Origin of the sequence: Pseudomonas soli, assembly GCF_900110655.1 — a bacterium.
In the GTDB taxonomy this organism is placed as follows: Bacteria; Pseudomonadota; Gammaproteobacteria; order Pseudomonadales; family Pseudomonadaceae; genus Aquipseudomonas; species Aquipseudomonas soli.
The window spans coordinates 1-13675 of sequence record NZ_FOEQ01000005.1; the positions used below are offsets into that span (position 1 = coordinate 1).

A 13675-nucleotide genomic window follows, 5' to 3' on the forward strand; every position below is an offset into this window, starting at 1 on the left:
GACGTACTGGCAACCGAATTTCTTGACGACCATAGAGCATTGGAACCACCTGATCCCATCCCGAACTCAGCAGTGAAACGATGCATCGCCGATGGTAGTGTGGGGTTTCCCCATGTGAGAGTAGGTCATCGTCAAGATTCATTTCGCAAAACCCCTATCTGCGCGAGCAGGTAGGGGTTTTGTCTTTGCGCGTTTGGCAAGTCAACCTCCTCCGTTGTGGGAACGAGCTTGTTGGAACGCCGCTCCCACGAATATTCAGGCCGGGCTTCATCGCCTTGTCAGTGACGATCTCCAAGCAGCGCCACCAACTCATTGAAGGCAGGACGGGCCAATACGTCGGTCTGCTGGCAGCGTTCAGCCAGTCGCTTCAGTGTTGTGTCCTGCTCGTCGCAGCACGCCAGCAATTCCTCCACAAGAATGCCAAATGCCCTCGCTTCCAGTCGTTCGAGGGCCGATGCCGCAAGACTTTGCTCCTGAGGGTGGAACGAGGCGGCACCGAAGTCGCCCAGCAGGCACTGGCCATCTTCGTCGAACAGGATGTTGTGGGCGTACAGATCACCATGGCTCAAGCCACGCCCATGCAGGTGGGCACAGACCGAGGCAATACCTCTTATAAGGCGACTTAGGGCCGACTTGGTCAACTGCCGGTCCGCCGGGTAGCGGTCGCGGGTGCAACTGTCGAGGCTAGGCGGGCCGCCCAGGTTCGACCAATGCGCGTCGATCAGTTGCATCACCAAGGCGGGTAGCTGATCTGGATGATCGTCAATGCGCCCAGCCAGGCGCACCAGCTGTGGATGGTGGCCGGCAGCGATACAGGCGCTCATCTCCGCCAACGGCGAACCATCGCTGGTGATCGCACCCTTGTACAGCTTGACCGCAACCGGCGCTTCCTGACCACGCCAGTGGGCACGGTGAATCACCCCTGAGGCGCCACGGCCGAGTTCTTCTTCTAGGTGGATATCCTGCCAGTGAAGGGTAGGGCAATGGTCGTCCGTGGCAGGTGCGACAAAGCCATGGGGTAATGGATTGTCCGCATAGGCCAGCCAGGCTAGGCGTGGCATGAGCAGCAACCAATCAGGTAGGGCGCCCAGGCGGTTGCTGGCGATGCGCAGCAGTTCCAGGCGGTGGCAGCGCGCCAGGCTTGCGGGCAGGTCGGTGAGGCGATTGCCGGCAAGCATGAGCTTTTGCAGGTGTGCGCAGTCCCCCAGTGCCTCGGGCAGTTGCTCCAATACGTTGTCGGTGAGCACCAGTGAGCGTAGCGAAGGTGGCAGGGCCTGGGCATCGACCCGGCTGATGCGGTTGCTTCTGAAGCCTACGGTTTCCAGGGCCTGGCAGCTGCCGATGGCGTGGGGCAGGTGGGTGAACTGATTGTTGGAGCAGAACAGCACCTTGAGCCGGTTCAGGCGGTGCAGGTCCTCGGGCAGTTCGCTCAGCCTGTTGCCGCTCAGGTCCAGCACTTCGAGGCTGTCGCCAAGTGTGAAGATCTCCTGGGGAAAATGGGTCAGGTTCTGGCAGAGATTCAGTCGCGTGATGCCGTGCAGGCGACCGGTGCGCAGGTCTTCGAGGGTATGCATGGGATTGTTCGCTTAACGTGACCGGCCATTGTAGGTGCTTGGGTGCGGCAAATCTGCATATGGGTTGCGACTTAAGTCCGATGGCGGCTGGCCGGCCCCGGTCCATACTCAAGATTCGCCCTTCTATAACAACAAGTACCGGGTTGCGAACCAATGACCTATGAGCACAGCTACGCCCATTCCATTTCCGAACCCGTCAGCTTCTGGCAGGCCCAGGCCGAACAGCTCGCCTGGCAGCGCAAGCCGACCGTCACCTTGCAGCAGAATGCCGATGGTACCCACCGTTGGTTCGCCGATGGCCGTCTCAACAGTTGCTACCTGGCCCTTGACCATCAGATCGAGCAGGGGCGTGGTGAACAACTGGCGCTGATCTACGACTCGCCAGTGACTGGCGTGCAACAGACGTTCACCTATCACCAACTGCGAGATGAAGTGGCCCGTTTGGCGGGGCTGTTGCGTTCGTTGGGTGTGCGCAAGGGTGACGGCGTGATCATCTACATGCCGATGGTGCCCCAGGCCGCCATGGCCATGCTCGCCTGTGCCCGCATTGGTGCGGTGCATTCCGTAGTGTTCGGTGGCTTCGCCGCGAACGAGCTGGCCTTGCGCATCGACGATGCGCGGCCGACCTTGCTGCTGACGGCTTCCTGCGGCCTGGAGTTCGACCGCGTGATCGAGTACAAGCCGTTGGTCGATCGCGCCCTGCAACTGGCCCGCCACCAGCCGCGGCATGTGCTGGTGTTGCAGCGCCCGCTGGTTAGCGCCGAACTGCAGCCCGGGCGTGATCTGGACTGGCAGCAGGCCTTGCTCGGGGCGGCGCCGGTCGCCCCCGTTGAACTGGATGCGGGCGATCCGCTGTACATCATGTACACCTCCGGCACCACCGGCAAACCCAAGGGTATCGTCCGCGAAAACGGCGGCAACGCAGTGGCGTTGTGTTATGCCATGCGTCATGTCTATGGCATGCGGGCAGGGGATGTGTGGTGGGGGATCTCGGACGTCGGCTGGGTGGTGGGCCACTCGCTGATCGTGTACGGGCCACTGATGAACGGGTGCACCACGGTGTTCTACGAGGGCAAGCCGATCCGCACGCCGGACGCCTCGGCCTACTGGCGGGTGGTGGAACAATACCAGGTCAATGGCTTGTTCTGCGCGCCCACCGCCATGCGCGCCATCCGCAAGGAAGACCCGGAAGGCGCGCTGATCCGCCGTCACAATCTCGATTCGTTGCGCCAGCTGTTCCTGGCCGGGGAGAAACTCGACTCCAGTACCCATGAATGGCTTGAGCGGGTCAGCGGCAAGCCGGTGCACGACCATTGGTGGCAGACCGAAACCGGCTGGCCGGTGACTGCGCCCTGTGTCGGGCTCGAAGGCAGCGCGGCGCGGCCGGGCTCGAGCAACCGGGCGGTGCCGGGGTACCACGTGCAGGTGCTGGATGACGAAGGCAAGCCGTTGGGGCCCAATCAGCAGGGTGCCATCGTGATCGCCCTGCCATTGCCACCGGGTTGCAGCCAGACGCTCTGGGGCGATCACCAACGTTACCTGCAGGCCTACCTGCAGAGCTACCCCGGTTACTACCACACCGGCGACGGCGGCTACCTGGATGAAGACGGCTTCGTCTACATCATGGGGCGCACCGATGACGTGATCAATGTCTCCGGGCATCGCTTGTCGACCGGTGAAATGGAGGACCTGGTGGCGCGTCATCCGGCGGTGGCCGAGTGCGCGGTGATCGGTGTGCACGACGAGATCAAGGGTCAGGTGCCATTGGCGCTGGTGGTGCTCAAGGACGGGCAGGGCATTGGCGAGGCGCAACTGCAGGGCGAATTGGTGGCGGATGTGCGCGAACGAATCGGCGCACTGGCCTGCTTCAACCGCGTGCGCCTGGTCAAGCGCCTGCCCAAGACCCGCTCTGGCAAGATCCTGCGGGCGGTGCTGCGCAAGATCGCCGATGGCCAGGACTACACGGCGCCATCGACGCTGGATGATCCGGCGGTGCTAGGGGAGATCGAAGGGGTGTTGGCCGATTTGCCCAGAGCGGGCTGACGTCATCGCGAGCAGCATTGCCTGTGGGAATCGGCTTGTCGTGCCGACGAGCCGAGGCAAAAGGGCCGCCTGGCGGCCCTAGGCTGGATGCCTTACGACTTGAAGCGTCCCACCAACCCGTTCAGCTCATCCGACAGCTGTGCCAGCCTGCCAGAGTCGGCCTGTGCAGAGCTGGCCAGCCCCTCCACCAGTCTTGCCTCGTCGTAGATCTGCTGGATATGCCGATTGATCTCCTCGGCCACGCTGTGCTGCTCCTCGGCGGCCGCTGAAATCTGCAGGTTCTGGTCGCGGATCTCGTTCACCGAGAGCTGGATGCCTTCGAAGCTGTCGCGGGCATTCTCGATCGACGACACGCTGGCCCGCGACAGGTCCAGGCAGCTTTCCATCTTCTGCGAAACTTCATGGGTCTTGCCACCAAGGGTATTGAGCAACTGGTCGATCTCGCCGGTGGAGTCGGCGGTGCGTTTGGCCAGCGCCCGTACCTCGTCGGCCACCACGGCAAAACCACGGCCCTGGTCGCCGGCCCGGGCGGCCTCGATGGCGGCGTTGAGCGCCAGCAGGTTGGTCTGCTCGGCGATGGCGCGGATGGTGCCGAGGATCTGGTTGATGCTGCGGCTGCCTTCCTCCAGTTCGACCATGGCCTGGGATGACTCGCTCAGGCGTCGGCCCAGGCGATTGACGTTGTCGGTGGTCGCTTCGATCTGCTGCTTGCCCTCGGCCACGCGACGGTGGCCCTGTTCGGCGGCGTCGGCGGCGCTGCTGCACGAACGCGCCACTTCGTTGGCGGTGGCGACCATCTCGTTGAAGGCGGTGGACACCAGCTCCACCGCCTCGCGCTGGCGCCCGGCGGCCTCGTTCATGTTGCCGGCCATCTCGCTGTTGCTACGCGAGGCTTCGTGCAGGTTGGTCGAGGCCGCGCCGATGCGCTGGATCAGTTGGCGGATGGCGGCGAGGAACTTGTTGAACCAGCCGGCCAGCTCGGCGGTCTCGTCCTTGCCCTGGACCTGCAGGTCGCGGCGCAGGTCGCCTTCACCCTCGGCGATCGACTGCAGGCCGGTGCTCACCTGGCCGATGGGTTTGACGATCACCCGCGAGAACGCTGCCGCCATCCCGGCGAAGATCAGCGCCAGCAGCACCACGATCACTGCCGTGACATAGGTCATGCGCGTGGCTGCGGCCATGACCTCGTCGTACTCGATAAGCCCGACGAAGCGCCAGCCCAGGCCTGGAGAGGTCCATACATTGGCCATGTAGCGCACGCCATCGATCACCACCTCGGTGGCGCCTTGCTCGGTGGCGGCCAACGCCGCGTACGGCGCGCCGAGGTCCTTGAGCTGCTTGAAGCTGTGCCCGGCGTTGCGCGGGTCGACCAGCACGGTGCCGTCCTCGATCAGCATCACGTAGCCGCTGTCGCCCAACCTGATGCTCTTGACCAGCTCGGTGAGGTTCTTCAGCGACACGCTGACCACGAACACGCCCTTGGCCTTGCCGGCCGCGTCGAGCAGCGCGCGGGCGGTGCCGACCAGGGCCACGTCGTCCTTGTCGTAGTAGTACGCGGCGGTGCGCACCGTCTTGTCCGGGCTGGCCATGGCGGCCTTGTACCAGGGGCGGGTGCGCGGGTCGTACTTGGCCAGCTGTGGGTCATCCGGCCATTTCGCGTAGCTGCCGTCTTCCAGGCCGATTGAAAGGATCGCCGCTGCCGGGTGCGTGGTGCCGTAGCGTGCGAAGGCGTCGATGACCCGCTGCGCAGCCTCGGGCATCGGCTGGCTGGCGGCATCGGCGCCGGTGTAGTCCTTGAGCGAGGTGACCGAGGTGTATACAGGATCCTTGGCCATCTGATCGACGTTCTGCAGCGTGCCATCAAAGAACTGGCGCATGTTGCCGTCGATCTGGCGAATTTCCCGGGTGCTGCCGTCGAGGAACTGATCGACCGCCTCGCTGCGGATGTTCAGCACCGAGATGCCGCCAACCAGGGCGACCGGGATAAAGGCCACCAGTACAAAGGCCAGGATCAGTTTGTTTTTTATTTTCATCGTGACGCCCATCCGTGAGTGTGAAGGGTGTACATGGCCGCTTCGCTAGGGTGGTGGCCACTTGCTACCTTTTCTGTTTCGGCGGGCGGAATATAAACCTTTAGTGGATATTTCGTGTACAGGAAATTCAGAAATTGTCCTGACTTGCGGGCAAAGTGCAACTGAGGCGTGGGAGCGGGCTTGCCCCGCGATGAGGTGAGAACTGTTGTTTCAAGCGGATTACTAAGACTTTCTCTATTTCATGTAGGACGTTTCCCAATCATGCTTTCACGGCCTTTCAGCTGTTGTTCTGGCCAGCCGCATTCCTTAGTCTGGACCTGTCGTTGCCAATTCAACGACCGGGTGTGCAAGCCCGAGGATGTGGTCCAGGTCGCTCAATGGCGGCTATACGTGGGAGGCCTTCGGGCCAGCCGGGTTCCTACTCCACGGTCTTGCACACCCGCGTATAGCTGCCTCCCTCGCGCTGAGCGAAAGCGGATATCGAAAGCTCCCATGGCTAGCTTCAGCGATCGAGCACCTTGTGATAGGTCACGAATTCCTGCTCGGCCTCATACCCCAGCGATTCATACAGCGCCTGGGCGGCAAGGTTGCTCCTGGCGGTGTCCAGGCTCAACCGCTGCGCGCCCTCGGCCTGGAAGATCCCGATCAGTTGCTGCATCAGGTAACGGGCATGACCGCCCCTGCGGGCGTGGGGGACGACGAACAGGTCATACAGCCAGTAGAAGCGCTTCATTGCCAGCGAGCAGGTGGCCGGGTACAGCTGGGCAAAGGCGATGGCCTGACCCTCGTCGTCCAGCAGCAGGTAGATCCGCGAGTTGCCGGTTTCGAGGTTGGCCTTGAGGAATGCACGGGAAGCGGGGAGGTCATCCGCCTCCTGGTAGAACATTCGGTACTGGTTGAAGAGGTCCGCGGCGGCGTCCAGGTAGTGCAGGTCACAGGCGATGACGTTCATGTCGTGGGCTCGCTATCAGGCTGTCCAGCGCCCTTGCTATGGGGGCAGTCCTGCAGGATTTCATGAAACACATCCGCTCGTACAGATGCCATATGCAGCGGCGTACGTGCGGCTTCCGAAGGTGTGCGGCGGCCTTGTTTCCTGTGTGCCGCAAAGCCGGAAAATCAGGCCTTTGTCACGAGTGTTTGCCGACCAATGGGGCTGCGGCTTGCTGGCGTCTATTCAGGGCATTAGCATCCGCTTTCCTCACTCACGGCCATGCGCAACCTTTGGCCGACTCCAGGATCAAGGACGAATGTTGCCGCTGCTTTCCCGCTTCCTGCTGCACGCACTGGTGTGTGTGGCTTTTCCCTTTATCTTGAGCCTTGGCTTCGATCTCTACCGGCAGCATGTCGGCCAGCCGATGGCGCGAGGTGTCAGCGTCGGCTTGGCGACGATGCTGGTGTTCTACGCCTTCGTGCTCTTCAACCTGTTGATGGTGGCCATTCCAAGGGCGGCAGTTCGCTACTGGCTGGCGCTGGTGCTGGTGCTGCTGGTACTGGCGTTCTTCAATACCTTGCACCCGTTGCGGGCGCTGGGCTTTGCGCTGTTGTGCGGTGGCTTGTGCGCGGTGGCCATCGCGATGACGCCACTGGTAACGTCGCTGTTGCACCAGTGCCGTCGGTGAAGGAGTTCAGCAGGCCAGCACCCGTCGTTTTTCGAGCCACCTCTCGAAGCAGGTGAAGGTGTCGACAGCGGCTTCTACCGTCCGGGCCTGGGCGGCAGGCTCCGGAGCGGCGGCAGCCAGCCGTTCGAGGAAACTGCGCCAGCGTGCGCCGGTCAGCGGGCCGTAGACGTCGAGGAACGCGCCACCGTTGTCGGCGTCGATACCCAGACGTTCGGCCATGGCCCGCTTGAGCACCTGGCCACCGAGCGTGGAGCCTTCCAGTACATACATCACCCCAAGCGCGCTGGCTTCGTCATCGATGCGAGGCAGGGCGTGGCACCGGGGCAGCGCTTCGATGTCGATGGCCAGGGCGCCCAGGTCGCGTGACAGGGTGGGTGTCTTGTGGCGTTCGGCGCTCTGGTAGGCGCCCAGCAGTAAATCCAGCGGGGCATGAAAGCCATGGTAGGCCCCGAGCAGATCGGCGTAGGCCGCGCGGTCGAAGCCCTCGCTGAAGAAAGGCAGCCGCGCTTCCAGCCTCTGGTGGCAGGCGCGGGTACCTTCGCGCAGGGCAAGCAGCAACGGGCTGACGGTAGCGGACATGATGGCGGCTCTGGCGTTAGGGCATTCGATACTGCCAGATCAGGCGGCGCAATCACCACTGCCGATTTTGCGCACCTGGCCCGTGAACTGTGGAATCATTGCGCCGCCTCTGGAACGAGGCTTTCACAGCCAAGACAGGAATGCAGCACGATGCGCGCAACAACATGGAACTGGCTGGCCCTGGGGCTGGCGTTGCTGCCGGGCCTGGCCACCGCGGCGGAACCAGAGCCGGTACCGGTATACCGGGAGATCAAGGACTGGATTGTAGGCTGCGACAACACGCGTTTCTGCACCGCGGTCCTGGCCGATCACCCGGAGCGGATGCGAGTGGGCATGCTGGTGCAGCGTGAGGCGGGCGCCTGGGGCAACCTGCACCTGACCCTGGTGGGGAGCACCGACTGGTCGGGCGAGCCCATGCTCGACGGCCAACTGCTGGTCGCCCCCTGGCGCATGACCCGCGGTGTCGAGACCACCCTGGAACTGGAGGGCGCCGATGCCTATGCCGTGTTGCGGCAATTGCGCAATGGCCAGCGCCTGGTGGACGACACCCGGCCAGGGGAGCGGGTGAGTTCGCTGCAGGGGCTGAGCGCCGCCTTGCTGCTGATGGATGCGGTGCAGGGCCGGGTCGGCCACTACAGTGCTCTGGTGCGCCCTGGCGACAGCGTTGCCGATGCGCAGTTGCCGACTCCGGCCAAGCCACAGGTGCCGGCCTTTGTGGCAGCTACGGCCCTTGGCGCGCAGGAGCAAGCGGGCATCACCCAGGTGGTGATGGCCAAGGCGGCCGCCGAGAACCAGTTGATCAACGAATACGATGTCGCTCCCAAGCTAGAGCTGCATGCCCTGGACGACCAGCATGCGCTGGCATTGCTCAGCTACAACTGCAACGACTTCCATTGCCTCTACGCACTGTACAAGGTGTCGCGTGAAGCGCCTTACACCCTTGGGCCCCTGGAGTTCGAGGCGCCATCGAGCCCGGTGGTGATCAGCCGGATGCGCGACGCCATCGAGTTCTACCCTGGCAAAGGCGAGCTCCACAGCTATGCCAAGGACGACTATCCCGGCAGTTGCGGGGTGGAGGAAAGCTGGCGCTACGATGGCATGCGCATGCGCTTGCTCAAGCTGTCACGGATGGACCGCTGTGCCGAAGTGGGCACCGACAGTTGGCCGGTACTCTGGCGCAGTCAAGGCTGAACGCATGAAACGGACTTCAGGGATAACGCCATGCAATGGATGAAACACCCGCGTGCGGCATTGCTGCTGGCGCTCATGACGCCATCTGTCGTGCAGGCCGAGAACGCCCAGGCACCGCTCGAAGCAGTGCCGATGTACCGGCAGATCAAGGACTGGGCGGTTGGCTGCGACAACACCCGTGCCTGCACGGCGGTAATGGCGATCGACGACGACCTGATGGCCGGGCTACAGACCATCATCAGGCGCGAGGCGGGGCCACAGGGCGCGCTTGAGCTGACCCTGCGCGTGGGCCCGGCGTTTGCGGAACAGGTGCTGCTCGATGGGCAGGTACTGTCGGCCAACTGGCAGCGCATCCAGCTTGAATACGACTTCGACCTGCTGTTGGAAGACGATGAGGCGCTGGCGCTCATACGTCGGTTGCGCAACGGTGCACGCCTGAGTTCATTGACCGAGGATGGCGAGCTGGTCGCGTCCTTGCAGGGGCTCAGTGGCGCGCTGTTGGCCATCGATGCCGTGCAGGGCCGGGTCGGGCATGCCGATGCCCTGGTCAGAGTGGGAGATGCGCCCGCTGCCGATGTGCCTGGCGCTCCCGATACCGTGGTGCTGCCACAGTTCGTCGCCGCGTCGCGCATGAACGACGAGCAGGCCCATGAAATCGGCAGGATGGTAAAACGCCAGGCGAATGTCGAAGGCGATGTGCCGGGGATGAGCAACAGCCATTACGAGGTGCACCCGCTGGACGCTGCCAATGTCCTGGTCATTCTCAACGTGGGGTGCAGTGGCGAGTTCTGCGCCAATTTCCTGTATCGGGTGTCCCGCGCCGCGCCCTACCAGATCAGCGAAATGGCCTTCGAGGCGCCGACGCCGCTGCTGGCGCCGCGTCTGAGTGGCTATGTAGCGTTCGATGCGCAGAGCGGTCAATTGTTTGCCGCTGACAAAAGCCAGGTAGAGCGTGGTTGCGGGGTGATCCAGCAGTGGCGTTACGACGGTGAGCGCATGCGCCTTGAGCGCGTGGCGCGGCTTGATCGCTGCGGGTATGTGAAACCGCAGTTCTGGCCGGTGCTATGGCGTGTGCGGGAGTAGGTCGAGGCGAGCCGAGTGCCCATAGGCGCCGCTGACGCGCCGCATCGCCGGCTTGCCGGCGATGGGCGCGTAGCGCCCTCTGTCAGTGAGGTGTGGCTCAGAACGCCAGCTTGTAGCCGATCAATAGCAGCATGGTCGCCAGGCAAGGCCGCAGCACGCGGTCGGAGATGCGCCCGGTCAGGTGGCTGCCCAGGTAGATCCCCGGCAGTGAGCCCAGCAGCAGGTAGCCCAGCAGCGACCAGTCCATGTTGCCCATGCCGGCATGACCCAGGCCGGCCACCAGGGTCAGCGGCACGGCGTGGGCGATCTCGGTACCGACCAGGCGGCGGGTGACCAGGAACGGGTAGAGCAGGAACAGCGCCACGGTGCCCAGCGCACCAGCGCCGATAGAGGTGAGGGTGACCATCACGCCCAGCACCACGCCGGTGATCACGGTTAGGATGTTCAGGGTACGGTCGCTGAGGTGGTAGTGATCGCCCGCATGCTTGCTGGCGAAGGCCTGCAGGCGCGACTTGAACAGGATCGCCAGGGCGGTGAGGATCAGCACCACCGCCAGGCCCTGCTTGATGATGGCGTTGAGCGCCGAGGTGTCGGTGTGCAGTGTGCTGAGGAACCACAGGGTCAGCGCGGCGGCCGGGACGCTGCCCAGGCTCAGCCAGCCGGTGATCTTCCAGTCGATGTTCTTGTTGCGGCCATGCACCCAGACGCCGCTGGCTTTGGTGATGGCGGCGTAGAGCAGGTCGGTGCCCACGGCAGTGGCCGGGTTGATGCCGAACCACAGCAGGATCGGGGTCATCAGCGAACCGCCGCCGACGCCGGTCATGCCGACGATGAAGCCCACAACCAGGCCCGCAATGGTAAAACCGAAAGAACCTACATCCATACGCTACTCGACGCCCAGCTTGCCCGTGATCGGATGAGTGCCAGCATATAGATTTTTTTATAGCCAAATAGACTTGTTCGTTATTAGGTTATAACCACCCAGTGGCGGCACGCTCCTGTAAACCCACGGTCAACCAGAGTGGGTTTACCGGGAGCTAGCCCGCTCGACTGTCCCGGGCACGATTCGGCCAACCATGAAAGGAGCGTTCCATGAGCAATGACATCCAGCGTTTTCCCAGCAGCCTGCCGTTTCCATTTTCTCGTGCAGTGAAGGCCGGGGGCTTCCTGTTCCTGTCCGGCCAGGTGCCGATGAGCGCCAGTGGCGAAGTGGTACGCGGTGATATCCAGACACAGACACGAGCGGCCTGCGAACGTATCGCCGAGAGCCTGGCAGTGTGTGGGGCGCGTTTCGACCAGGTGGTGAAATGCACGGTCTGGCTGTCGGACATGAGCCATTTCGCCGGCTTTAACGAGGTCTACAAAGAGTTCTTTGGCGCAGCGCTACCGGTGCGATCGACGGTGGCATCGGCGCTGGCGCTGGGGGTCGATGTGGAGATCGAGGTGCAGGCGTTCGTCGGCGAGTGAGGAGTAGCTGAAGAATGCTTGCGTAATCGCCGATGTGATCGAAGGCGTGATCGCGCAGGGAGCCCGCTCCTGCAACACGTACAGGAGCGGGCGGCAGGTCAGATGCGGAAGCTGCCCACCAGTTGCTTCAGGCGCCCGGCCTGCTGGCTCAGGGCGTCGCAGTGGCGCAGGGTGTCGTTGAGGTTCTCCACCCCTTGCTGGTTCAGCGCGTTGATCTGGGTGATGTCCAGGTTCAAGCTCTCGACCACGGCGGTCTGCTCTTCGGTGGCGGTGGCCACCGACTGGTTCATGCCGTCGATCTCGCCGATACGCTGGGTGACACTGGCCAGGCGCTCACCGGCCTCGTTGGCCACCTGCACGGTCTCTTCGCTGGAGACCTGGCTGGTGTTCATGGTGTGTACCGCCTCACGCGAGCCGACCTGCAGGCTGGTGATCATGCGGTGGATTTCTTCGGCCGATTCCTGGGTGCGGTGGGCCAGGTTGCGCACTTCGTCGGCAACCACGGCGAAACCACGCCCGGCTTCACCGGCACGGGCGGCCTCGATGGCGGCATTGAGCGCCAGCAGGTTGGTCTGCTGGGAGATGCCCTTGATCACGTCGAGGATCTTGCCGATTTCGTCGGTGCTGGCGTTGAGGGTCTCGATCTGCTCGCAGGACTCGCTGATGCGCTGGGACAGGGCGGTCATGGCGCTGATCGCCTCTTCCACCACCTGGCGGCCACCGTTGGCCTGTTCGCTGGCGCCGCTGGCGTGCTGCGAGGCGTCGGCGGCGTTGCGGGCGATTTCCTGAGTGGCGGCGCCCAGCTCGTTGATCGCCGCGGCGACGCTGTTGGTGCGCATGCTCTGCTCTTCGGAGCCGGTGAGCGAGGCATTGGAGGCGACCACGACCTTTTCCGACAGGTCATGCACCAGGCGGGTGGCCGAGGACACTTCGCTGATCGAGGCGTGGATACGCTCGACGAAACGGTTGAACGAGGTGGCCAGCTCGCCGAACTCGTCCTTCTGCTCGACGGTCAGGCGGCGGGTCAGGTCGCCTTCGCCTTCGGCGATGTCCTGCATGGCGCGGCCCATGGTGGTCAGCGGGCGCATCAGTACCGGGATCAGCAGGCCGAGCAGTCCGGCGATGACGGCCACCGCGATGAGCATGGCGATGATGGCCGAGGTACGGAACTGGCTCAGCGGGGCGTAGGCTTTTTCTTTATCGATCGACAGGCCGATGTACCACTGCGCCGACGGCAGGCCGTCCACCGGGGCGAAGGAGATGATGCGGTCCTTGCCGTCGAGGCTGACTTCCTGGATGCCGGATTCGACACGCAGCGGGGAGCCTGGGTAGATGTCCTTGAGGTTCTTCATCACCCGGTCCTTGTCCGGGCTGACGATCACCTGGCCATTGCGGTCGACCAGGAAGGCGTGGCCAAGGCCGCCGAAGTCCACGGCATTGATGATGTCCACCAGGGTGTTCAGGCTCAGGTCGCCGCCGACCACGCCGATCAGCTCGCCGCTGGATTTGGCCTTGACCGGCATGGCGATGGTCACCACCAGGCCACCCACTGCAGCCATGTAGGGCGGGGTCAGCATCGTCTGGTTGGCGGCCACGGCCTGGGTGTACCACGGGCGCTGACGCGGGTCGTAGCCGTCAGGCATCTTGGCATCGGGGCGTTGGGTGAACAGGCCGGTGTTCTGGCCGAAATAGGTGAATTGGAAGTTGCTGGTGTACGACGGCTGGTCGACCAGGCCCGGCACGTTGCTGCCGGCGCCTTGCTGGGCGATGTCCTGGGCCAGGTTTTCCAGGACCAGGATGCGTCCGCTCATCCAGTTCTGCACGCTGCTGGCGGTCTGTGCGCCGGCCTGGCGCACCGAAGACTCGATGTTCTGGCGGATGGTGTTGCGTTGCAGGTAGTCGTTGTACAGGGTGAACAGGGCGAAGGCCAGTACGACGACGGCGCAGGCACTGAGCAGGATCTTGTGGCGGAATTTCAGGTTCATGTTTCGAGACCTTGAGCCAGTGAAAGGAGGGCGCCGCGTGCTTGTGGCACGAGTGGCGGAGCCTGTTGCAACGGTATCGGCCGATTCTGAAAAATGTTGAA

General features: G+C 63.5%; 11 protein-coding genes and 1 rRNA gene. 6 read left to right on the forward strand and 6 right to left on the reverse strand.

The features are described 5' to 3' along the window. Positions 1-21 precede the first annotated feature (21 nt). Positions 22-137 (forward strand): 5S ribosomal RNA (gene rrf / locus BMY03_RS12735). 141 nt (positions 138-278) lie between these two features. On the opposite strand, the gene BMY03_RS12740 is transcribed toward rrf, so the two are convergent. Further along, positions 279-1574, reverse strand: a complete 1296-nt coding sequence (locus BMY03_RS12740) for a leucine-rich repeat-containing protein kinase family protein (RefSeq protein WP_094011263.1) — start codon at positions 1572-1574, stop codon at positions 279-281. A gap of 153 nt (positions 1575-1727) precedes the next feature. On the opposite strand from BMY03_RS12740, the gene BMY03_RS12745 reads away from it, so the two are divergent. Continuing rightward, positions 1728-3617 (forward strand): propionyl-CoA synthetase, encoded by a 1890-nt coding sequence (locus tag BMY03_RS12745; RefSeq protein WP_094011264.1) that lies wholly within the window; start codon positions 1728-1730, stop codon positions 3615-3617. A 92-nt stretch (positions 3618-3709) separates the two neighbouring features. On the opposite strand, the gene BMY03_RS12750 is transcribed toward BMY03_RS12745, so the two are convergent. Next, complete coding sequence (locus BMY03_RS12750) at positions 3710-5650, reverse strand: methyl-accepting chemotaxis protein (RefSeq protein WP_094011265.1); 1941 nt, start codon at positions 5648-5650, stop codon at positions 3710-3712. A gap of 502 nt (positions 5651-6152) precedes the next feature. After that, the gene (locus BMY03_RS12755; protein ID WP_094011266.1) at positions 6153-6602 is read right to left on the reverse strand and encodes a GNAT family N-acetyltransferase; all 450 of its coding nucleotides are present in this window, start codon (positions 6600-6602) and stop codon (positions 6153-6155) included. 295 nt (positions 6603-6897) lie between these two features. On the opposite strand from BMY03_RS12755, the gene BMY03_RS12760 reads away from it, so the two are divergent. Continuing rightward, on the forward strand, positions 6898-7269 hold the full coding sequence (locus tag BMY03_RS12760) for a hypothetical protein (RefSeq protein WP_094011267.1): 372 nt from the start codon (positions 6898-6900) through the stop codon (positions 7267-7269). Positions 7270-7275: 6 nt separating this feature from the next. Here BMY03_RS12760 and BMY03_RS12765 read toward each other — a convergent pair whose 3' ends face one another. Then, a complete protein-coding gene (locus BMY03_RS12765) occupies positions 7276-7848 on the reverse strand; it encodes a biliverdin-producing heme oxygenase (protein WP_094011268.1) in 573 nt (190 codons plus the stop codon). Between the two features lie 150 nt (positions 7849-7998). Here BMY03_RS12765 and BMY03_RS12770 point away from each other — a divergent pair, with 150 nt between their 5' ends. Together BMY03_RS12770 and BMY03_RS12775 are read left to right on the forward strand one after the other, a co-directional pair. Further along, complete coding sequence (locus BMY03_RS12770; protein ID WP_094011269.1) at positions 7999-9039, forward strand: DUF1176 domain-containing protein; 1041 nt, start codon at positions 7999-8001, stop codon at positions 9037-9039. Between the two features lie 30 nt (positions 9040-9069). Continuing rightward, a complete protein-coding gene (locus tag BMY03_RS12775; protein ID WP_094011270.1) occupies positions 9070-10122 on the forward strand; it encodes a DUF1176 domain-containing protein in 1053 nt (350 codons plus the stop codon). 97 nt (positions 10123-10219) lie between these two features. Here BMY03_RS12775 and BMY03_RS12780 read toward each other — a convergent pair whose 3' ends face one another. Beyond that, positions 10220-11005, reverse strand: a complete 786-nt coding sequence (locus BMY03_RS12780) for a sulfite exporter TauE/SafE family protein (RefSeq protein WP_023630744.1) — start codon at positions 11003-11005, stop codon at positions 10220-10222. Between the two features lie 209 nt (positions 11006-11214). Between BMY03_RS12780 and BMY03_RS12785 the strand changes: the two genes are divergently transcribed. Further along, positions 11215-11589, forward strand: a complete 375-nt coding sequence (locus BMY03_RS12785) for a RidA family protein (RefSeq protein ID WP_094011271.1) — start codon at positions 11215-11217, stop codon at positions 11587-11589. A gap of 98 nt (positions 11590-11687) precedes the next feature. Here BMY03_RS12785 and mcpA read toward each other — a convergent pair whose 3' ends face one another. Then, on the reverse strand, positions 11688-13574 hold the full coding sequence (mcpA, locus tag BMY03_RS12790; RefSeq protein WP_038706459.1) for a methyl-accepting chemotaxis protein McpA: 1887 nt from the start codon (positions 13572-13574) through the stop codon (positions 11688-11690). Positions 13575-13675 lie beyond the last annotated feature (101 nt).